The following is a 23248-nucleotide window of genomic DNA, read 5'->3' as shown; positions in this document are numbered from 1 at the left end:
GTAAAACTAAACCTTAACAAACTTTAGCACTAATTAATGTTGTCAAACACCTTAAACTATAACATTAAATGCCATAATATGTATATCTTTGCATTTCTAAAAAATTTTAGGCTGATGAAAATAGAAAGCACCATAGAAGGGTTTGATGAAGAAATGGATAACGACCATTTATCTGCAGCTGAAGACACCCCTTTAAGAGAAGACGCTTTTGATCTTAATGACGACCAAAAGATAGAAAAAATACAAGCCAGCGTTAGAGATATATTAACGACTTTAGGAATGGACTTAACAGACGACAGTTTAAATGACACTCCTAAACGTGTTGCTAAAATGTTTGTTAAAGATATTTTTGGTGGATTAAACCCTGAAAGAAAACCAAAATCTTCTTCGTTTGATAATAAATACAAGTACGGAGAAATGTTGGTAGAAAAAAACATAACTCTTTACTCTACTTGTGAACATCACCTGTTACCAATAGTAGGTATTGCACACGTTGCCTACATCTCTAATGGTACTGTTGTTGGTTTATCTAAAATGAACCGTATTGTAGATTATTATGCAAAAAGGCCACAAGTACAAGAAAGACTAAACATACAAATTGTTAGAGAATTACAAGAGGTTTTAGGAACTGAAGATGTAGCTTGCGTTATAGATGCAAAACACCTTTGCGTAAACTCTAGAGGTATTAGAGATATACAAAGTAGCACTGTTACTGCAGAGTATGGCGGTAAATTTAAAGAACAAGCTACCCGTAAAGAATTTTTAGATTATATAAAGCTAGACACCAACTTTTAATTCCTTTTAGCCATAATGCAACTATATAAAAATCAGACAATAAAAGTTTACAATTCCCTTTCTGGAAAAAAAGAAGAGTTTAAACCTATAAACGATGGGCACATTGGTATGTACGTGTGTGGGCCAACAGTTTACAGCAATGTACACTTAGGTAATTGCCGTACGTTTATGTCTTTTGATATGATTTTTAGATACTTTAAGCATTTAGGGTATAAAGTACGCTATGTACGTAATATAACAGATGCTGGGCATTTAGTTGATGATGCAGACGAAGGAGAAGATAAAATTGCAAAAAAAGCACGCTTAGAGCAAATAGAACCTATGGAGGTAGTACAACGCTACACCGTAGATTTTCACAATACATTACAAAAATTTAATTTTTTACCTCCTAGTATAGAACCTACTGCAACCGGACACATTATAGAGCAAATAGAAATTATTAAGGAAATTATTGAAAAAGGATTTGCTTATGAGGTTAATGGCTCTGTATATTTTGATGTTGTTGAATTTAATAAAACAAACGACTACGGAATTTTAAGCGGTAGAAAACTAGAAGATATGATTGCCAATACAAGAGAATTGGCAGCGCAAAGTGATAAGAAAAATCCACAAGATTTTGCCCTTTGGAAAAAAGCAGAACCAGAACATATTATGCGTTGGCCTTCTCCTTGGGGAGATGGTTTTCCGGGTTGGCATTTAGAGTGTACCGCAATGAGCACAAAATATTTAGGTGAAACTTTTGATATACATGGTGGTGGTATGGATTTAAAATTTCCGCATCATGAGTGCGAAATTGCACAAGCACAAGCTAGTAACGGATCTGCTCCAGTAAACTATTGGTTACACGCAAATATGCTTACGCTTAACGGTAAAAAAATGTCTAAATCTACAGACAATAACATTTATCCGAACGAGATATTTAGTGGAGACAATAATATTTTAAGCAAAGCTTTTTCTCCATCTGCGGTTCGCTTTTTTATGATGCAAGCACATTACACTAGCATTTTAGACCTTAGCAATGATGCCTTGTTGGCTTCTGAAAAAGGATACCTAAAACTAATGGAGGCTATTACATCTTTAAAAGCAATAGAGACTGGCAGTAAAACTGAATTTGATGTAGCTGCTTGGCAACAGAAATGTTATGATGCAATGAATGACGATTTTAACTCGCCAATTTTAATTGCACATTTATTTGAAGCAGTAAAACACATTAACCTTATAAAAGACGGTAAAGAAACTATCACCAAAGAAGACAAAGAGTTATTAGAAAATACACTAAACACTTTTGCTTTTGATATTTTAGGACTTACTGGCGTTAATGAAGACGCTAATGGCAACTCAGAAAAACTAGAAGAAGTAGTAAACTTGCTAATACAATTACGTAATGATGCACGTAGTAATAAAGACTTTGCATTATCAGATCAAATACGTGACCAATTATTAGCTATAGGTATACAATTAAAAGATGGTAAAGATGGTACTACGTTTAGTGCATCATAAAACAAACTAAAATGATAAAAAAAATACTGATAGCACCTTTTCTTCTATTAGTAAAAATATATCAAACTGTTATATCACCTTTAACTCCTGCTAGTTGCAGGTATTCACCAACGTGCTCACAATACACTCTAGAAGCCTTAAAAAAGCACGGATTATTTAAAGGAGGTTGGCTAGCAACTAAACGTATTTTTAGCTGTCATCCTTGGGGCGGTAGCGGATATGACCCCGTTCCTTAGTTCGTAAAAAAGAATAAGATAAAATTAACTTATAATCACATTTTCTTTTTTAACCCCTTATTCAAAATACGTATCTTAGCCATTCACAAAAAGAAAAATAGATGCATTTTTTAAGTATATTATGGAACCCTAACGAAACTTTATTCAACATTGGGGAAATACAAATAAAATACTATAACCTATTATGGATTACCTCTTTTGCCTTAGGATGGGTAATTATAAAAAAGATTTTTACTAACGAGAAAAAACCAATAGAGCAATTAGACTCTCTATTTTTATACACAGTTATTGCTACTATGCTGGGGGCTCGTTTAGGTCATGTATTCTTTTATGACTGGGCATACTACCAAAATCACCTAATAGAGATTTTACTTCCAATTAGAGAAAACCCTAGCGGAAGACTATTTGGAATAATAACTGGCTATGAGTTTACAGGCTTTGCCGGTCTTGCTAGTCACGGTGCTGCATTAGGTGTTATTATTGGCATGTATTTATACAGCAGAAAGTACCCAGACTATAAAATTTTATGGCTTTTAGATAGGTTAGTTGTACCTGTTTCAATTGGCGCATTTTTTGTAAGACTAGGAAACTTTTTTAATTCTGAGATTAATGGTAAAATCACAGAAAAAACATTTGTTTTTGCTACAAAATTTATACGAGATTCTGATGATATGCCTGCCTCAAGAGCATTAGCACTAACTAAAGAAAGAACAGTTAATGCTGCATACAACGCCATTGAAAACAACCCAAAATTTGCTTCAATTTTAGAAAGTATACCATTTAGACACCCTGCACAATTGTATGAAGGTGTTTGCTATATTTTTGTATTTATTATTTTATCATACTTTTACTGGAAAACAGATAAAAAAGACAAATCAGGCTTTTTATTTGGTTTATTTTTAATGCTATTGTGGACTATACGTTTCTTTGTAGAGTTTGTAAAGAAAAGTCAAGGTGGTTTTGAAGAGTCTTTAGGCACATTATCTACAGGGCAATGGCTAAGTATTCCTTTTATACTAATAGGCGCTTATTTTGTATTTAGACCTAAAAAAGCTTAATATGAAAACCTTAAAATACTATACTTTTTTAGTTCTAATATGCTGCGGCTTAATTACAAGTTGTAAAGATGGAAAAACCGAGGTTATAAAAACTCCAGAACCAACTTTTACAAAAGAGGGAACATTAACTATTACAAAAAGTACCAACAACAGTAAAGCACTTACACTAGACATAGAAATTGCTGAAACTGATTATGAAACACAAACTGGTTTAATGGAAAGAACTAGCATGAAGGAAAACCAAGGAATGTTATTTATTTTTCCTGACTCTAGAATGCATTCTTTTTATATGAAAAATACTAAAATAGCTTTAGACATTATTTATATAGATGAAAACCTGCGTATTGCCAGTTTTCAAGAAAATGCAAAACCACTAGATGAAACTGGCTTATCTAGCAAAGTTCCTGTTATGTATGTCTTAGAAATTAATGCAGGCTTGTCTGAAAAATACATGTTAGAGGTAGGTGACAAAATAGATTTTACAAGACTATAAGCATTATGAAATATCTTCTAAATGGCGAATCTTCTGAAAGGTTATTATTTAGAAAATTAGAGCAAAACCATTTTAATGATTGGCTTCCTTTTCATAAAGACCCTAGATCATCTGAGTTTTGGGACGGCTTACCTACAGACCCCATTGTTGCGTGCAAGCAGCAATTTAACAGAGCTTTTGAACGCTACCAATATAATCTTGGTGGTATGAATGCGCTTATTTCCAAAAAAACTAACAAACTTATTGGTTTGTGCGGTTTATTAGTACAAACTGTAGATGATATTGATGAGTTAGAGATAGGATATTCTATTTTGCCAAAATACTGGAGAAAAGGTTATGCTACAGAAGCTGCTGTAAAATGTAAAGAATATGCTTTTAAGCATAATTTTACAGATTCATTAATATCTATTATTCATATAGATAATATACCGTCACAAAAAGTTGCTATTGCTAACGGTATGCACTTAAGCAAAACAACAAGTTATTGCAATAACCCAGTTCATATTTATAGAGTTTTTAAATAAAAGCAGTAAAATGCAACATCACATTACCATATTTACTAGCAACCAATCTAACACTAAATTGTTTATTGATAGCTTATCTAAAAAAAATAATGCTGATTTTAATTTCCTTAGCAACAAAAAAGTACTGTTCTTTTCTAAAGCTGAAATACATAAGTTTATTAAAGAAGAAGAAATACACGATATAAAAACAATTACCAAACACACTAAACAAAGCCTAAAATCTATGTCTAGTGGCGAACAAAAAAAAGCGTTACTAAATTATATACTTACCCAAAAACCAGAATACATTGTTTTAGATAACCCTTATGATAATTTAGACATTGCCTACCAAACAATACTAAAAAAACTACTAATTAACATTTCTAAAAATGTAAACCTTATTTTAATTATTAGCAGACAAGAAGATGTTTTACCTGTAAAAAGTAACATATACAAACTACATAAAAACAGGCTTACTGCCTACTCTTCTTTACAAGCATACAAAGCTTCAAGACAAAAAAATACGCCATTAAAAACGCTTACAATACCTAAAAATAATAACGTAGTTAATTATAAAGACAATGAACTTATTAGGTTTAAAAATGTATCAGTAGCTTATAACAACAAACAAATACTAAACAATATTAGTTGGAGTATTTGTAAAGGTGATTTTTGGCAACTTATAGGTAAAAATGGCAGTGGTAAAACTACATTATTATCTATGATTACCGGAGAAAACAGTAAAGGCTACGGACAAGAACTATACTTGTTTGGCAACAAAAAAGGAACAGGAGAAAGTATTTGGGATATAAAAAAGAAGATTGGTTACTTTACACCGTCATTAGTAGATAGTTTTAAAGGAAACCACAGCTTACTACATATGGTTATTGGTGGTTTTACAGATGCTATTGGCCTTTATACTAAACCTACAGAAACACAAAAAAGCGAAGCAGAAAAATGGTTAAAAATTGCACAGCTATCTACTTTAAAAAATAAATTATTTAATGAGGCTACTGTTGGCCAACAAAGGTTAGCTATGTTATTAAGAGCAATAGTAAAGCAACCTTTACTTTTAATTTTAGATGAGCCAACCGCTGGTTTAGATGATGAGAGTGCCACATTATTTATAAGCTTAGTTAACCAAATAGCTAGCAATAAGCAAACAGCAATTGTTTTTGTATCACACCGAAAAGAACCAAATTTAGAGCCTAGATCTATTTTAGAGTTACAAATTACCCCAAACGGATCTAACGCCAAAAGACTAAAATAAAAAAGCTGCTTACATATTGTAAGCAGCTTTTTATATATTTTACAGATTAAAGAATTACTCTTTGTCTTTTACAACAACATCTTCTTTACCTGATTGTATTCTTTTCTTTAATGTATCAAACATAACAGGTGTTGCAATAAATAAAGATGAATATGTACCCACAATAACACCAATTATCATAGCAAACATAAATCCTCTTAAAGATTCACCACCAAAAATAAAGATAGCTAGTAATACTACTAACGTAGTTAAAGAAGTATTTAATGTTCTACTTAATGTACTGTTTAATGCTAAACCTACATTATTACCAGAACTCCATCCTCTTTCTTTTACTATTTCTCTAATACGGTCAAAAACAACAACGGTATCATTTAATGAGTAACCAATAACTGTTAATATTGCCGCAATAAATGCTTGATCTATTTCCATATTAAAAGGCATAACCTTACCTAATAAAGAGAAAACACCTAGTACAACTAATACATCATGGAATACCGCTACAACAGCTCCTAAAGAGAATTGCCATTTACGGAAACGGAATAAGATATATAAGAACACTACAAATAACGAACCTAAAATTGCCCAAACAGCATTCTTTTTGATATCATCTGCAATAGTTGGTCCTACTTTTTTAGATTTTAATATACCTATAGATACATCTTCTGTACCTCCATTATTAAATTCCTCTAATGTTAAACCACTAGGCAATAAGTTTTGTAATGACGTAAATAATTTTTCTTGAATTTCTTCATCAACAGCAATATCTTCTGCATCTACTTTGTATGATGTAGTAATCATTATTTGATTATCCTCACCAAAAGTTTTTACGTTAGTACCGCTACCAAAAATCTCAGTTAAGTTTGATGAAATTTCTGAAGTATTTACACTTTGATCAAAACGAACTTGATATGTTCTACCTCCAACAAAATCTACACCTTGTTGTAAACCAGTAGTAAGTAAAGAAAATAATGCAATAACTATTAAAGCTCCAGAAAAAATGTATGCAATTTTTCTTTTCTTTAAAAAGTTAATACTTAAATTTTTGAAAAGGTTTCTAGTTAAACCTGTACAAAACTCCAATACTTTTCCTTTAGCTCCAGTATAACCCTCAATAAATAATCTAGTAACAAATATTGCAGTAAATAAAGACGTAGCAATACCAATTAATAAAGTAGTAGCAAAACCTTTAATTGGTCCAGAACCAAATATAAACAAGATAATTGCAGTTAAACCAGTTGTAATGTTTGCATCTAAAATAGAAGATAGTGCATTACCAAAACCATCAGAAATTGCTAATGACTGTCCTTTTCCTTTTGCTAGTTCTTCTTTTATACGTTCAAAAATAAGAACGTTTGCATCTACAGACATACCAATTGTTAAAACAATACCAGCAATACCTGGCAATGTTAACACAGCATCTAAACTTACTAGAACTCCAAATATTAACAATATGTTTAATAACAATGCAATATCTGCAGCTACACCAGCTTTACCATAATAAAAAATCATCCAAACAAGTACTAATGCCATTGCAATTAAGAAAGACATTAAACCACTGTTTATAGATTCATGACCTAATGATGGTCCAACTACTTCTGACTGAATGATGTCTGCTCTTGCAGGTAACTTACCAGCTCTAAGAACATTTGCAATATCCTTAGTTTCTGTAATAGTAAAATCTCCAGAGATTTCTGTACTACCACCAGATATACCACCAACTACAGAACAACCTGGAGCAGTGTATACTCTATTATCTAAAACTACAGCAATACCAGTTTGGTTTAAGTTAACCTCACTTGTAAACTTTTGCCATTGCTTAGCTCCTTTAACGTTCATATCCATACCAACAGCTGGTCTGTTAAACTGATCGAACTGAGCACGTGCAGCACTAACTACATCCCCACTCATTTTAGGAGTATTATCTCTATTACCTTTTAATGCAAAAAGACCAACAACTTCAGAACCCTTAGAAGGACGCTCCCAAGCAAATTTAACATGTTGTATTGCATTTGGAATTAATCTTTTAATTTCTGGCATATTAAGGTACTCATTAACCTTAGCCGTATCTTTAATTGCAAATTCCGCAACAGCAAAACTATTAGGAATACCTTTTATTAAATCTCCTAAAGGGTTTATTTGACTAGCTACATCTAAAGAATCCTGAGTAACATCAGATAATAAAGAATCAATTTCAGATTCTGGTTTAGACTCAGTATCTTCTGCAGTAGCAGTTTTTGTATCTACCAAAGATCTTAATTTTTCATTAGCAGCGTTTATAAACTGCATAACGTTAGGATCGTTTTTAGGATACGTTTCCCAAAACTCTAATTGAGCTGTACTAGAAAGTAACTCTTGCGCTCTTGCCTTATCTTTAGCTCCTGGTAACTCTACTAAAATACGCCCAGAAGTACCTTCTCTTTGTATGTTTGGTTGTGTTACACCAAAACCATCAATACGTTCTCTTAATACTTCAAAAGCAGATTCTACAGACTCATCAATCTTTTTACGGATTATAGATTTTACCTGTTCATCAGAAGCATCCATAGTTTTTATTTCTTCACTTAATGATTTTGTGAAGAAAATATCTGGAGAAGCTAACTTAGTATCACCTTTATTTGCATCAAAAGCTTCAAAAAACAAGTCTACATATGTTTTATCACTGCTTTTAGACGCCTCATCTGCATCTTCTAAAGATTTAAGAAAAACAGGGTTTTTAGTGTTATTTGCCAAACCAGATAAGATATCTTTTATCTTAATTTGAAGCGTTACATTAATACCACCTTTAAGGTCAAGACCCTTGTTTAATTCTTTCTTCTTAGCTTCATTGTAAGATGTAAATCCAAAAACAGATTCGCTCCCAATTGAGTCTAAGTATTTAATTTCCAATGCCTCTCTCTTGCTTGCAAAATCTTTATCAGATTCAGAAATTTTGCTCGCTGCATAAGTTGCTGCTTCATTTTCAATCTTACTACTTATAAAAGTATAGGATAATTGATAGATACTTACGATCCCAAATAAAAAAGCAAACAGCTTTATAAGTCCTTTATTATACATTAGTTTTTGTTTATTATTGGTAATTTTATATAGCGTGCAAATATATCATTTAAGATATGAAATGCCAATATATTTATAATATTATATAAAATAAGGGTGAACAAATAAATTTGTCACCCTTATTAAGCCCTTTTTCTTATAAATATTATAATTCTAAAAGTCCGTTTGTTTTAGAAACACCAGCAGCACTTTCTTGCATTTTTGCCTTTTCAGCGTCGCTAAGTTCAATTTCTACTATTTTCTCTATACCATCTTTACCTAAAATAACAGGTACACCAATACAAAGGTCATTTAAACCATACTCACCTTCTAATAAAGTAGAGCAAGGGAACATTTTCTTTTGGTCACAAGCAATGGCTTGTACTAAACCAGAAACTGCAGCACCAGGAGCATACCAAGCACTAGTTCCTAACAACTTAGTTAATGTAGCACCACCTACTTTAGTATCTGCAGCAACTTGCTCCAATCTTTCTTCAGATAAAAACTCAGATACTTTAACGCTATTTCTAGTTGCGTGTGCTGTTAATGGCACCATACCAGTATCACTATGTCCACCTATAACCATACCGTCTACATCAGAAATAGGAGCCTCTAAAGCCTCTGCTAATCTGTATTTAAAACGTGCGCTATCTAAAGCACCACCCATACCAATAATTCTGTTTTTTGGTAAGCCAGTAGTTTTATGTACTAAATAAGTCATAGTATCCATTGGGTTACTTACAACTATTAAAATTACATTAGGAGAATGTTTAATTAAGTTTTCTGATACGGTTTTAACAATACCTGCATTAATACCAATTAACTCTTCTCTTGTCATTCCTGGTTTACGAGGAATACCTGAAGTAATAACAGCAATATCAGAACCTGCAGTCTTAGAGTAATCATTAGTAGAACCAACAATTTTAGTGTCAAAACCGTTTAAAGATGCTGTTTGCATTAAATCCATTGCCTTACCTTCTGCAAAACCTTCTTTAATATCTAACACAACAACTTCCGATGCAAAATTTTTAATTGCAATGTATTCTGCACAACTAGCGCCTACTGCACCTGCACCTACTACCGTTACTTTCATAAGTATATATATTTAATTTTTTAATGATTTGTTTATTGACTGTAAAAATAAAGAATTTAAACAAAAAAATAGTGCATATACCAACTTTAATATTTATTGAATCTACTGAAAAGAGGTTTAAACACAACTTAATGTTAAAGAAAGATGTATTTAAACGAAAAACCACAAAAAAACGTGTTATACATCGATTATAATGAAATACACAACAAAATTGAGCGTTGTATACAATAACCCGAATTAATTAAAATACCTACTTATGAAAAAACCCCTACTTTTTTTCATAGCAACCATTGTATGCTTTACAATTTACTGTTGCTCTGAAATTCCAGAAAACAACGACCCTATTCTTGGGATATGGGCAAAAACCACAACATCAGAATCTGGCGTAGATTCTAAACAAGAATGGATTTTTAACGATGCCTACAAAGGACGATACCATAGTTATACTAATGACAACGTGGCTTTTTTAACAGATTTTAGATGGACTATAGAGGGTGACACCTATACTATTACATATCCTGAGACAGATATGCCAAGTGATCAAGTAAAAATTAAAACAACACAAATAAATAATAGTACTGAAAAAGCTTCTGAAAATGCCTCTGCTACTGTTATACTAGAAGAAACAAATGGTGAAACTTTAGCTATTAGAGAATAATAGTAAAGAAAGTAACACCACAACAAAAGCCCTAGCAATTATTATTACTAGGGCTTTTTTATTATATATCTTAATAATTGATACTATTATCTAAAACCAAAATTAATACCTACAGAAAGGTTATTGTATTTAGCCATAGAATAATCTGCGTGTAATCTAAAAAATCCTAGTTTAAGTTTAGCACCTATATTACCGGTAACACCACTAGCATCTGTTTTTACAGAAAAAGGATCTGTATATGTATCTCCAATAAATGGTCCGGATTGTACCCTATACGTTCCTAAAACATCTACAGTAGAATTACCTGTTAAGTAACCCAGTCCTCCATAAAAATTAATAATTGGCATTTTTGTAGATACTACTGCCTGAAAAACCCACGTATTCATTTTCATATCTAATCGTTGGTTTTCTCCTGCAATTACATCTTGGTCTGTAAAATCATAAACACCTGTTAAGTGCGTATAACCAATAACACCAGAAATTGCCACTGGTAAAATTTTATCTGCAGGAAGAAGCTTTGTAAAGTCGTGCTGCAACCCAACACCATACATACCAACTTCTACATCATCTGTTTCTATTTTTGGCAGAAAGCGAGCCTTTATTTCTGTCCCTTTTATTAAGCCTACACTTACTTGTACAAATGCAGAGGGTACAAAGTTTATATTTTCTGATGCTAAACCTGTTGGTAATTCAAATTCTTCTCTAAATAATCCGTTTTCATCTTCTACAAAAACATTAATACCTTCTATATCTCCTAAACCTGTAGACACTTCTTTAGAGATACTACCATCTACAAATTGCAGGTTTTCATAATCTTCAGTATTTAAAATAAATGATTTTTTATCATCTGGAGACTGTGCCATATTTCCTATTATAGAAATTTCAAAACCACCTAATGGTTTGGCATCTGCTGTATTGTACCAACCTCCAGAAATACTATATAACATTCCTTCAGAAACTGGAGACATATAGTCGTTAATAAATTTATTTGCATCATTAACACCTGCCGCAAAAACTTCATTTGCGCTAGACTGGGCAGAAGCATATGCACTTAATGCCAAGAAAATAACTAAACTAAACTTTCTCATAGAATTACATTTTTTTTATAAAACTAAAAAACTCGCACTTTAGGTGCGAGTTTTTGTTGTGTAAATGTACTTTATTATGCATCAATGTTAGCATAAACAGCATTTTTCTCTATAAATTCTCTTCTAGGTGGTACTTCATCACCCATTAACATAGAGAATATTCTATCAGACTCTGTAGCATTTTCTATAGTTACTTGGCGCAGTGTTCTAAAATCTGGATTCATTGTTGTATCCCATAATTGTTCTGCGTTCATTTCCCCAAGACCCTTATATCTTTGGATACCTACACTACCATTAAAGCTATCTGCTATTTCATCTCGTTCTTTATCATTCCAAGCATAACGCTTTTTAGTCCCTTTTTTAACTAAATATAATGGTGGTGTTGCTATGTAAACGTGTCCGCCTTCTATTAGTTCTCGCATAAAACGGAAGAAGAATGTAAGAATTAAAGTTTCAATGTGGCTACCATCTACATCGGCATCACACATAATAACTACTTTATGGTATCTTAATTTATCTAAGTTTAGGGCTTTACTATCATCTTCTGTACCTATAGTTACACCTAAAGCTGTATATATATTTTTTATTTCTTCGTTTTCAAAAACCTTATGTTGCATTGCTTTTTCAACATTTAAGATTTTACCACGAAGCGGTAATATTGCCTGAAAGTTTCTGTCTCTACCTTGCTTGGCAGTACCACCCGCCGAATCTCCCTCTACAAGGAATACTTCGCATTTTGTAGCATCTTGCTCAGAACAGTCTGATAATTTCCCAGGTAAACCACCTATACTCATTACCGTTTTACGCTGTACCATTTCACGGGCCTTTGTAGCCGCATGACGTGCTTGCGCTGCTAAAATAACTTTTTGTACAATTACCTTAGCATCATCTGGGTTTTCTTCTAAATAATTGGTAAGCATTTCTGATACAGCCTGACTTACTGCTGAAGAAACCTCTCTGTTACCTAGTTTAGTTTTTGTTTGCCCTTCAAACTGAGGTTCTGCCACTTTTACAGATACAATAGCAGTTAAACCTTCTCTAAAGTCATCACCTTGAATCTCAAACTTTAACTTGTCTAACATTCCAGATGCATCTGCATACTTTTTTAAGGTTGATGTTAAACCTCTTCTAAAACCAGAAAGGTGTGTACCACCTTCATGTGTATTAATATTGTTTACGTAAGAGTGAAGATTTTCTGAGTAAGATGTGTTGTACACCATTGCAACCTCTACAGGAATACCGTTTTTTTCGCCTTCCATAGAAACAACTTCTCTTATTAGTTGCTCTCTGTTACCGTCTAAAAACTTAATAAACTCCTTTAATCCTTCTTCAGAGTAGAATACTTCAGATAAGAACTCACCTTTTTCATCTTTAACTCTCTTATCTGTAATACTAATTGTTACTCCCTTGTTAAGGTAAGCCAACTCACGCATTCTGTTAGACAATGTTTCATAATTGTACTCTGTAGTCTGAGTAAAAATTGTATCATCTGGATAAAAAGTAACTATAGTACCTGTTTCCTCTGTTTCTCCAATACTCTTAACAGGATACAAAGCCTTACCTCTTTCATATTCTTGCTCCCATATTTTACCTTCTCTGTAAACAGTTGCTTTTAAACTGTTAGATAATGCGTTAACACAAGATACACCTACCCCGTGCAAACCACCAGATACTTTATATGAATCTTTATCAAACTTACCACCTGCACCAATTTTAGTCATTACAACCTGTAATGCAGATACACCTTCTTTTTTATGAAGACCTACAGGTATACCCCTACCATTATCTTTGGTAGTTATAGAACCATCTTCGTTTATTACAACACTTATATTGTCACAATGGCCACCCATTGCCTCATCAATAGAGTTATCTACTACCTCATATACTAAGTGGTGTAAACCTCTTACACCAACATCCCCAATATACATAGAAGGACGCATACGTACGTGCTCCATACCCTCTAGGGCCTGAATACTGTCAGCTGAATAATTATTCTTGTTTGCTTCTTCGCTCATTATATATAAATTATTGTGCTTAATTTCATCATAAAATATAACCTAACAAATATAAATTATTGATTTCTTAATTTTAAACAGTTTTAAGACTGTTTTAAAATAGTTATCAACATTTTCTTTACAATAGAAAAAGTTTCTTAAAAGCGCTTAAATTAGCTTTTAACTACAATTAGATTAAAATTAGCTTTTTTAAAAACTACGTAATTTAGCAAAATGCGCTTAAAAAGGCTGTAAACAAAAAGGAGCATCAATAAATTGATGCTCCTGAAAGACTAATTATAATTAAAACCTTAGAACAGGCGATAATTCAAGTTATATTTTACTGTTTAATATGCTTCATCATGTACGTTAGCTATTGCTCTACCAGAAGGGTCGTTCATATTTTTAAATGCTTCATCCCATTCTAAGGCTGTTGCTGTACTACAAGCAACACTTGCTTCTTGCGGCACACTTAATGCTGCTGCATCACTAGGAAAATGTCCTTCAAAAATAGTTCTATAGTAATACTCTTCCTTGTTTAATGGGGTGTTGATAGGAAAACGGAATGCCGCATTTTTAATTTGCTCATCTGTTATTTCTTTCTCAACCAATTCTTTTAAGGTATCAATCCAACTGTAACCAACGCCATCACTAAACTGTTCTTTTTGTCTCCACGCTACACTTTCTGGTATCATATCTTCAAATGCCTTACGAACTACCCACTTTTCCATACGCTCACCGTTTATCATTTTATCTTTAGGGTTAATACGCATAGCAACATCCATAAATTCTTTATCTAAAAATGGCACACGACCTTCAATTCCCCAAGCAGCTAAACTCTTGTTAGCTCTTAAACAATCGTACATATGCAACTTATCTAATTTACGTACCGTCTCTTCATGAAACTCTTGTGCACTTGGCGCTTTATGAAAATATAAATAACCTCCAAATAGCTCATCTGCACCTTCACCAGACAATACCATTTTTATACCCATAGACTTAATAACTCTCGCCATTAAATACATTGGTGTAGAAGAACGAATGGTAGTAATATCATACGTTTCTATATTATAAATAACATCTTTAATAGCATCTAAACCTTCCTGTATTGTAAACTTAATTTCGTGGTGTACGGTACCTATATGATCTGCTACTTTTTTTGCAGCAGCCAAATCTGGCGACCCCTCTAAACCAACAGAGAATGAGTGTAATTGTGGGTACCAAGCATCTGCAGTATCACCACTTTCTATACGTTTTTGTGCATATTTTTTTGCAACCGCAGAAGTCACAGAAGAGTCTAAACCACCTGATAACAATACACCGTAAGGTACATCAGACATTAATTGTCTGTGTACAGCTGCTTCTAAAGCTTCTTTTACTTCTTGTATGCTAGTTTCATTTTCTTTAACAGCATCATACTCCATCCAATCACGAGAGTACCATTTTTTTAACTCTCCGTCTTTACTATGTAAATAATGTCCTGGAGGAAATAATTCTATTTTTGTACAAGTACCTTCTAATGCTTTTAATTCTGAAGCAACATAAAAAGTTCCATTTTTATCCCATCCCATATATAAAGGAATAATTCCCATATGGTCTCTAGCTACAAAATATTCGTCTTTTTCGGCATCATATATAGTAAAACCAAAAATACCATTTAATTCATCTATAAAATCTACTCCTTTTTCTTGGTACAAAGCTAGTATAACCTCACAGTCAGATTCTGTTTGAAAGTCATATTTACCTTCAAATTGCTTACGCAATTCTCTATGATTATATATTTCTCCATTGGCAGCCAATATTAATTTACCATTAGGACTCAATAATGGTTGCTTACCAGAAGCTGGATCTACAATTGCCAAACGCTCGTGTGCTAAAATAGCTTTATCGTCTGCATATATACCACTCCAGTCAGGGCCTCTGTGTCTAATTTTTTTAGACATCTCTAACAACTGAGGTCTTAATGCCTCAGTGCTTTCCTTTACATCAAATGCACAAACTATTCCACACATATTATTAATATTTATATCAATTTGATTACAAAGATGAATTAAAGGTTTCAATTTAAAAACATAAATACTTAAAATGGTTTCAATTTAAAACTTTATTAAGCCAATTATATTCTATTTAGAATTTAGATAAACTATTTTTATAAAAAAAACGGTCATTTTGTAAGTTGGCATAATTTTAGCGACCATATAATGAATTACTGCGAAAATGTCGCTAAATTTGAAAAACACAAAAAACAAACATTTATGAAAAGATTATTTGCTTTATCAGCACTTGTATTAACTATGGTATTTACTACTAATGCTACAGCTCAAAAATTTCCTGGATTAGATAAAAGTCCAGCAGATATTGCTTCACAACCATCTAGCTACAAAATTTCTAAAAAGAACATTCGTGTAGTTTACAGCAGACCACAATTAAAGGGAAGATTAGTAAAAGATTTAGCTCCTGCAGGAAAAGTATGGAGAACTGGTGCTAATGAAGCTGCAGAAATTACTTTTTACGCAGATACAAACTTTGGTGGTAAAAAAGTAACAGCAGGCACATACTCTTTATTCTCTATACCAGGAGATAAGCAATGGACTGTAATTTTAAATAAAAATTTAAACCAATGGGGAGCTTACTCTTATGAGGAAGATGCTGATGTGGTTAGAGTAACTGGCAAAGTATCTAAAAACAAGGAATCTTTAGAAGCTTTTTCTATTACTTTTACAGATACTGATATGGTAATGGGCTGGGGAACTACTTTAGTTTCTGTTCCTTACGCAGTTTCTATGTAATTTAAGCACTTACTAAAAATATAAAACCCGAAACTACTTTTAGTTTCGGGTTTATTTTTTACCTAAATAGAACGTAATTTTACTTTACTTGCTTACCTCCTATAAAAACTTGTTCTGCTTTTATTGTCGGAATTTTAGAAGCTTCAACTTCCATAATATTATCACTTAAGATAACAAAATCAGCTTTTTTACCTGGCTCAATACTTCCTTTTTCATTTTCTTCAAAATTAGAATAAGCTGCCCAAATTGTCATTCCTTTTAATGTTTCTTCTCTAGACAAAGCGTTTTCCATCTGAAAACCACCTTCAGGGTAATTTTTAGTGTCTTTTCTGGCAACAGCAGCATAAAAAGTTAAAAACGGACTAACACGTTCTACAGGAAAATCTGTCCCCAATGCAACAACACCTGCAATATCTAATAATTTTTTAAATGCATAAGCTCCTTTTACGCGCTCATCTCCTAACCTATCTTTTGCCCAATACATATCACTAGTTGCATGCGTTGGCTGTACAGATGGTATAATACCTAATTTAAAATAGTCAAAATCTTGCGGAGCTATAACCTGCGCATGCTCTACTTTCCAACGTCTGTCTTTTGTATTTTTTAAGGCCGATTTGTATGCGCGTAATACTGCTACATTAGCAGAATCTCCAATAGCATGTGTATTCATCTGGTAATCTGTTTTTGCTATTCTTTTTGCAAGATTATTTATTTCCTCTACCGGAGTAACCATTGCTCCAAAATGATTGTGTTTGTCTGAGTACTCTTCTTTTAAAGCTGCACCTCTGGAGCCTAAAGCACCGTCTCCATATACTTTTACAGAGCGCACATTTAAACCATCTGTTTTTACTATTCCTTTACTTAAATAGTAATCTAAGTTTTCTTTGTTTGCGCTTATCATAGCATAAACACGAATATCTAATTCTCCGTTTTGCTGTAAGCTATCTATAATTTCTATAGTTTGCTTATTTAAACCTGCATCATTTACAGTAGTTAACCCATAATCTACACAAATTTTTTCTGCATCTTTTAATGCTTGTGCCTGTGTAGCTACACTTGGTTTAGGCAAAACAGCATCTACCATAGCCATAGGATTATCTACCAAAACACCTGTAAGCTTACCATTAACTTTTACAATTTCTCCGCCACTAATTTTAGTATCTTCTGTAATTTTAGCAAGATCTAATGCATACTGATTTACAATGTAAGCGTGACCATCTACACGCTCCAAAACAACAGGTATAGACGGAAAAAGTGAATCTAAAGCCTCTTTTGTTGGAAATTCTTTTACTTCCCAATCGTTCTGATCCCAACCTCTACCTCTAATAAACGTTTTTGTATTTGTTTTCTGGAAAGCAGAAACACGCTCTACTACCTCATCAAAACTTTTAGTATCTACCAAATCTACCACTTGCTGGTTCATCCCTAAACCAAAAAAGTGACAGTGTGCATCTATTAAACCAGGAGTAATAGTTTTGCCAGCTGCATTTATTGTTTTTGCCGATGTATATTTTTCTGTAATTTGCTGTTCTGTACCAACAGCTACAAACAAATTATCCTTTACAGCAAAAGCTTGTGCTTTTGTAAAAGTAGAATCTACAGTGTAGACATTTGCATTGGTGACTATATAGTCTACCTGTTCTTTTTTAGGATTACACGCTGCAATTGCCAGCAGTAAAACAAGTGTTAGTTTTTTCATTAGTCTTTGATTTTCTTCAAAAATAATGAAAATAAAAAAAGGATATAAATAACCACTTTATTAACGAGTCATTCATATCCTTTAAAAAAATAGTTTTTCTATTTTTTTACCAATTAAACTTATATGTTGCTCCTGCAAGCACCTGAAAACCCTGAACAGGATAATTTGCCCAACGTTGGTAATTGTTATTTGCTATGTTTGCTGTTTTTACAAATAATGATAATTTTTCATCTAAACGGTAACCAACATGTGCATTAGCATCAAAATAACTATCTAAAGTTACTACTGTAGAAGCAAAATCTTGCGGTTGAGTTGCAGTAGCAGCTACAGAGCTTAAATCTTCTCTTTCTCCTACAAAAAACAGGTTAGCTCCCATAAACCATTTTTCATTAATTTGATAATCCATAAATAAAGATCCCTTTACTTTTGGCAGATTCCAAGCAGGATTGTCTGTTTCTGTTGTGTAGCTAAAAACCTCTGCATTTATACCTAAAGCAAAATTTCTGTTTACATCTACATTTAACTCTCCAAAGAATGAAAATGTTTTTATATCATCATAAAAAATATCAAAAGTATTACCTAAATGATAATCTTTATCTTCATCTGCTCTAAAAGTATTTTCTGGATTTAATTTATATAATGCTCTGTTATTATCTGCTTTATAAGACGCCTTTACATTGTACCCTAAGTTAGTTAACAATTGTCCTTTTAAACCAGCATAGGCATTGTACTGACTATCTGTTGGTAAGATTGTAAGCGTTGGAGACACAAATGGATTTTCATCTACAAAATCATGGTAAGAGTTTTGGTGTAAATCTCCCTCTATACCACCGTATGCAATTGCAGTTTCTCCAGATAATCTGTACGATGCCGTTACCGCAGGATAAATATAAAAGTTACTATCACTAGCTTCTGTATCTAAACCATACACAACATTAGCTCCTAAATTTAGGGTAAGGTCATCTCTTAAAATTACCAAACTTGGGTTTACTCCAAACTGTACTTGGCCAAATTTAATTTCTCCTGTATTGTCTGTATTATTTAAACTAGCGTTTTTAAACTTACCTCCTAAATAATCTAGCTTTACATTAAAATTTATAAGTTCATTAGAAATTGGTACTTCTACAGCAGCATTAATAACCGCTCTATTTTCGCCAGATTCTGTTGCGTCCCAAAAACGTCTTAACAACACATCGCCACCTTTTATTAGGTAATCTTCCATTTTAAGTTCTCCTCCAAGTTCAGCATCAAAATAGTGTTGTTTTTCATCTATTAGACTTTCTGGTGTTGTACCTAAAGCATCTTCTGTTACTCCATACCAGCTATATAACTTGTGTTGCAATCCTACATTAGCATTCCACTCCAAATCTCTTTCTCTTCTGGTATAAATACCTTTTACTTTGGTATCATAAAAAACATTATCTACAGGAGCTTCTTCTATATCTCCACGAGAAGAATGGTGGTTTAACCCTATATCTAAAGTCTCATTTCTGTTAATTGGCCTACTTGTGTAAAAATCTACCAGTGCATTACTATAGTTTCCTAAACCTATAGAAGCGTATGAATTAAACAACTCCTCTGGCTTTCTCTTTTTTACTGCAGTAGCTTTTCCTTTTGCTGGAGTAAATGTAGAAGCTACCGGTACAGAAAAAATACTGTATTGAATTGGTTTTTTCTTTAACTCTACAGCTCCATTAATTACAGGTGTAGATTTTAGTTTAAAAGCATCTGCAATAGTTGGCTTGTATGCTTTTACAACTGTTACGGTTTCTGTTCCTAAATCTTTTTCTTCTTTATCTTTGTCTTTATCCTGTGCAAAGGCAATTTGTGCCAGTCCTAAAAATAAAGTTATAGTTGTATAGATATACTTTTGCATAGTGTGTTCTTAATATTATTTGCCTTTTACTAGTTGCCGTCTGGGTTAATAGATGAGTTGCTACGCGCTTCCTTGGTTTTAATAAGTCGTTGCTCTGTTTGCGCCTCTGCCACTATATCTGGGTAACTTGCAAAGTTTTTAATAATGTTTTCTAAAATATAATTTGCTTGGTAAGCATCTCCTAAGGCATAATAGTTTTTAGCCATAATTAACAACCCTTTACCTGCCCATTCTTTATACCCAGAAAAATCTTTTACTAAAGTTTGTACTGCCTCAGAAGAACCTTCATAATCTTGCTCTTTATGCTTAAAATATGCATTGTAATACCAAGCCTCTGCTCCTCTTTCTCCTGTGGCTATTTTTTGCACTATAGCATATGCTTCTTTTGCTTTAGTTTCATTATTTGTTTTAATAGCAGAACGCGCTATCATAATATGAGCATCACTTTTAATACGGTTATCTATACTCTCTGTAGCTAACACTTTTTCTGCATAAGCAATAGTTTTACTATAATTCTTTTGGTTATAGTAACCTTTCATTAAGTTAGACTGTGCAAAAGTTACATTTTGTTTAATGTTTGCTGTTTGCTCTAACTTCTCTAAATAAGGAAAAGCATTAGTGTATTTGTTATCTCCTATGTAAATTTCGCAAACACGTGCAATTGCTTGTTCTGTAAATTCTGTACCACCTTGGTCTGCAACATACTTGTAATATGGTAAAGCACTTGCTTTTTGCCCCTTACCAAAATACAATTGCGCTAGTTTAAAGTTTGCGTCTAGAATATGAGAGCCGTTAGGGAATTCTTTAATGTAATTTTCATACCCTCTAATAGCGGCATCTGTCTTGTTTTCTATAAATTGTTTTTCTGCCGACTCGTAAGTTGCATTGTCTAATTCTGAATCTGTAACCTCTACAAAATCTAAATCTTTAACCCAATTAGCATATTCATCTACCTTACCTAAATCTACATATACTAGTTTAGCCGTTGCAACAGCTTGTATAGCTTCTTGTGTTTTTGCATGGTCACGTACAACTGTTTTAAACTTAGCCAAAGCCTGTTGGTTTCTACTAGCATTGTAATGCACTAATCCTTGACGTAGCAATGCCCTTGGCACTAAACTACTTCCTTTGTACTCTTCAATTAACTTGTTATACGCTTGTAAGCCTAAATCTTCATTACCTAATTTTATGTAAGTATTACCAAGTTCATACAAAGCATCATCCTTTAAGGTAGATTTGCTATACTTTGTTACAAAGCTTTTTAATTCACTAATTTTAGTATCACTCTTACCAACAAAACCATAACTTAAGGCTCTTTGGTAAGCTGCATAATCCTTTTGTCCGCCTCTATTTTTTAAAGCAATGTTATACGTTTCTATTGCTGGCCAATACTTACTAGTTACAAAGTAGCAATCTCCCAAACGTAAATAAGCATCGTTTAACTTAGCTTCGTCTTCTGGTTTGCTATCTGTATATTTTTTATAGTATGATGTTGCTTTTACGTAATCATTAAGCTTAAAATAAGTATACGCTAAATTGTAATCTAACTCCTTATTTTCATCTGTAGAAACAGACATTGGATTCTGCTGAAAAGCCACAAACGATACCAAAGCATCATCAAACTTATTAAGTAAATAAAGCGACTCTGCTTTCCAGAAATTTGCTCTAGCTTTAAACTTTGGCTCCTCTGCATTATCTAAAGACAAGTTAAAAGCTTCTAAAGCACTCTCATAATCTTGCTCTAAAAACAATTCTACTCCTCTATAAAAAGCAACCTTTTGGTAGGTTTCTTTACTTGCATAGTTTTTATTCTTCTCTAACAACTCTAAAGCACCTTTGTAGTTTTTAGACGTAATGTAAGAGTCTACTAAAAGCTCTTGAATTTCTTTAGCGTGTTCACTATCTGGGTAGGTCTCTAAATATTTAGTTAGTACGGATGGTACAGGCTCGTATGCATTACCAATTTCATAACTAAGTCTAGCATAGTTTAAATAAGCATCCTTTTTAATTTCCTCAGAATAATCCATCTGAGATGCATTTTTAAACGCATTTAAAGCTTCTTGTTTTTTATCTAACTTTAAATAACACTCTGCTAAATGATAATATGCGTTTTGAGACACACTATTATCACCATCTATAATATTATTAAACTGGTCTATACCATTTGCGTAATCTCCTTGCTTATAGTAACTGTAGCCAAGCAAATAATAATCTGTATTACTCCACTTACCACGTTTACCCTTATATTCTGTTAAGTATGGTATAGCGTTGTTGTACTGTTTAAGGTTAAAGTAACTTTCTCCTATAATTTTATTTAGTTCTGATACTTCATTCCTATCTGCCTTTGGCAATTGTTCTTTAGCAAGAGCTATTGCTTTTTCAAAATTACCAAGCTTAAAGTTCATATCTGCTTGGTAATATGATAGTTTTTCTTTTAACTCATCCTGGTCTGTAATCTGGTCAAAACGCTCATTTGCTTCTTGGTAATTATCTTGCTCATAAGCAATATAGCCTAAGTAGTATTTAGCTTGAGAACCATAGGTTGCCGAGTTGGTTACACGATTTAAATACCGTTCTGCATCTTTATATTTTTTAGATGAAAAAAGAGCGTAGCCATTGTTAAACTCAAATCGTTCTTTATCTTTTCTAGACATAGAAGACTGGTCTACTTTTGCATACCATTTTAAAGCGTGCGGATATTTACCTGTTTCAAAATAATAATCTGCCACATCTAAATAAGCTGTATTTCTTTTGGTAGACGTTGGGTAGTCTTCTACAAAACGCTCCATAAGCTTATCTGCTCCAAGCTGGTTAAGGCGTATTGCAGCTGTAGCAATGTAATAGTGGCTATTGGCTTTAGTCTCGTAATCATCTGTGCTTTTTGCCACCTCTTTAAAAACAGCTTGTGATGCTTGGTACTGCTTGTCATTATACAAAGACAGTGCTTTTACGTAATCTTTATTCTTGTGCGTGTAAATTTCTGTTTTTTGCGAATATCCATAGATAGACATCCCCATAAAACATAGGAGTATTGCTATTTTTTTCATTTTCATATAGACTAAGGTCTTATAGTGATATACCTTTGTTAAATTATATAACGTTTAAAACGGCTAAAAGTATATTAAAACTAAGAAAAATATTTTTTACCAAAGCACATTACTTT

General features: G+C 32.8%; 17 protein-coding genes. 9 read left to right on the top strand and 8 right to left on the bottom strand.

Annotated features, from left to right (window positions below; genetic code table 11):
* Positions 1–114 precede the first annotated feature (114 nt).
* The 7 genes from folE to KLA_RS07985 all read left to right on the top strand — a co-directional run bounded on the left by folE (position 115) and on the right by KLA_RS07985 (position 5855).
* Entirely contained in the window at positions 115–795 is a 681-nt protein-coding gene (gene folE / locus KLA_RS08015; RefSeq protein ID WP_013621865.1) for a GTP cyclohydrolase I FolE, read from the top strand.
* Positions 796–810: 15 nt separating this feature from the next.
* Positions 811–2295, top strand: coding sequence for a cysteine--tRNA ligase (cysS, locus tag KLA_RS08010; RefSeq protein ID WP_013621864.1), 1485 nt, complete (start codon positions 811–813; stop codon positions 2293–2295).
* An 11-nt stretch (positions 2296–2306) separates the two neighbouring features.
* Positions 2307–2531 carry a membrane protein insertion efficiency factor YidD gene (gene yidD, locus KLA_RS08005; RefSeq protein ID WP_034644933.1) on the top strand — a complete coding sequence of 75 codons (225 nt, stop codon included), beginning with the start codon at positions 2307–2309 and terminating at the stop codon, positions 2529–2531.
* A gap of 101 nt (positions 2532–2632) precedes the next feature.
* The gene (gene lgt, locus KLA_RS08000) at positions 2633–3589 is read left to right on the top strand and encodes a prolipoprotein diacylglyceryl transferase (protein ID WP_013621862.1); all 957 of its coding nucleotides are present in this window, start codon (positions 2633–2635) and stop codon (positions 3587–3589) included.
* 1 nt (position 3590) lies between these two features.
* Positions 3591–4082 (top strand): DUF192 domain-containing protein, encoded by a 492-nt coding sequence (locus KLA_RS07995; RefSeq protein ID WP_013621861.1) that lies wholly within the window; start codon positions 3591–3593, stop codon positions 4080–4082.
* A gap of 5 nt (positions 4083–4087) precedes the next feature.
* On the top strand, positions 4088–4606 hold the full coding sequence (locus KLA_RS07990; protein WP_034644932.1) for a GNAT family N-acetyltransferase: 519 nt from the start codon (positions 4088–4090) through the stop codon (positions 4604–4606).
* 10 nt (positions 4607–4616) lie between these two features.
* Positions 4617–5855 carry an ATP-binding cassette domain-containing protein gene (locus KLA_RS07985; protein WP_034644931.1) on the top strand — a complete coding sequence of 413 codons (1239 nt, stop codon included), beginning with the start codon at positions 4617–4619 and terminating at the stop codon, positions 5853–5855.
* Between the two features lie 54 nt (positions 5856–5909).
* Here KLA_RS07985 and secDF read toward each other — a convergent pair whose 3' ends face one another.
* Together secDF and KLA_RS07975 are read right to left on the bottom strand one after the other, a co-directional pair.
* Positions 5910–8909, bottom strand: coding sequence for a protein translocase subunit SecDF (gene secDF, locus KLA_RS07980; protein ID WP_034644930.1), 3000 nt, complete (start codon positions 8907–8909; stop codon positions 5910–5912).
* 145 nt (positions 8910–9054) lie between these two features.
* Entirely contained in the window at positions 9055–9981 is a 927-nt protein-coding gene (locus KLA_RS07975; protein ID WP_013621857.1) for a malate dehydrogenase, read from the bottom strand.
* A 256-nt stretch (positions 9982–10237) separates the two neighbouring features.
* Here KLA_RS07975 and KLA_RS07970 point away from each other — a divergent pair, with 256 nt between their 5' ends.
* Positions 10238–10639: a hypothetical protein gene (locus tag KLA_RS07970; RefSeq protein ID WP_034644929.1), complete on the top strand. Its 402-nt coding sequence runs from the start codon at positions 10238–10240 to the stop codon at positions 10637–10639.
* An 86-nt stretch (positions 10640–10725) separates the two neighbouring features.
* Here the strand turns inward: KLA_RS07970 and KLA_RS07965 are convergent, their stop codons facing one another.
* The 3 genes from KLA_RS07965 to asnB all read right to left on the bottom strand — a co-directional run bounded on the left by KLA_RS07965 (position 10726) and on the right by asnB (position 15733).
* A complete protein-coding gene (locus KLA_RS07965; RefSeq protein WP_034644927.1) occupies positions 10726–11727 on the bottom strand; it encodes a DUF6588 family protein in 1002 nt (333 codons plus the stop codon).
* A gap of 74 nt (positions 11728–11801) precedes the next feature.
* Positions 11802–13742, bottom strand: coding sequence for a DNA topoisomerase (ATP-hydrolyzing) subunit B (gene gyrB / locus KLA_RS07960; RefSeq protein WP_034644926.1), 1941 nt, complete (start codon positions 13740–13742; stop codon positions 11802–11804).
* A 326-nt stretch (positions 13743–14068) separates the two neighbouring features.
* Entirely contained in the window at positions 14069–15733 is a 1665-nt protein-coding gene (gene asnB / locus KLA_RS07955; protein ID WP_013621853.1) for an asparagine synthase B, read from the bottom strand.
* A 243-nt stretch (positions 15734–15976) separates the two neighbouring features.
* On the opposite strand from asnB, the gene KLA_RS07950 reads away from it, so the two are divergent.
* Positions 15977–16510 (top strand): DUF2911 domain-containing protein, encoded by a 534-nt coding sequence (locus KLA_RS07950; protein WP_013621852.1) that lies wholly within the window; start codon positions 15977–15979, stop codon positions 16508–16510.
* A 79-nt stretch (positions 16511–16589) separates the two neighbouring features.
* Here KLA_RS07950 and KLA_RS07945 read toward each other — a convergent pair whose 3' ends face one another.
* From KLA_RS07945 to KLA_RS07935, 3 genes are all read right to left on the bottom strand, one after another.
* Positions 16590–18209 (bottom strand): amidohydrolase, encoded by a 1620-nt coding sequence (locus tag KLA_RS07945; protein WP_034644924.1) that lies wholly within the window; start codon positions 18207–18209, stop codon positions 16590–16592.
* A gap of 106 nt (positions 18210–18315) precedes the next feature.
* Complete coding sequence (locus KLA_RS07940) at positions 18316–20085, bottom strand: TonB-dependent receptor (RefSeq protein WP_034644923.1); 1770 nt, start codon at positions 20083–20085, stop codon at positions 18316–18318.
* A 29-nt stretch (positions 20086–20114) separates the two neighbouring features.
* Positions 20115–23138, bottom strand: coding sequence for a tetratricopeptide repeat protein (locus KLA_RS07935; protein WP_034644921.1), 3024 nt, complete (start codon positions 23136–23138; stop codon positions 20115–20117).
* Positions 23139–23248 lie beyond the last annotated feature (110 nt).

The sequence above is a fragment of the Cellulophaga geojensis KL-A genome, from assembly GCF_000568425.1.
Classification (GTDB): domain Bacteria; phylum Bacteroidota; class Bacteroidia; order Flavobacteriales; family Flavobacteriaceae; genus Cellulophaga; species Cellulophaga lytica.
This window is presented reverse-complemented; position numbering and strand designations above follow the sequence as displayed.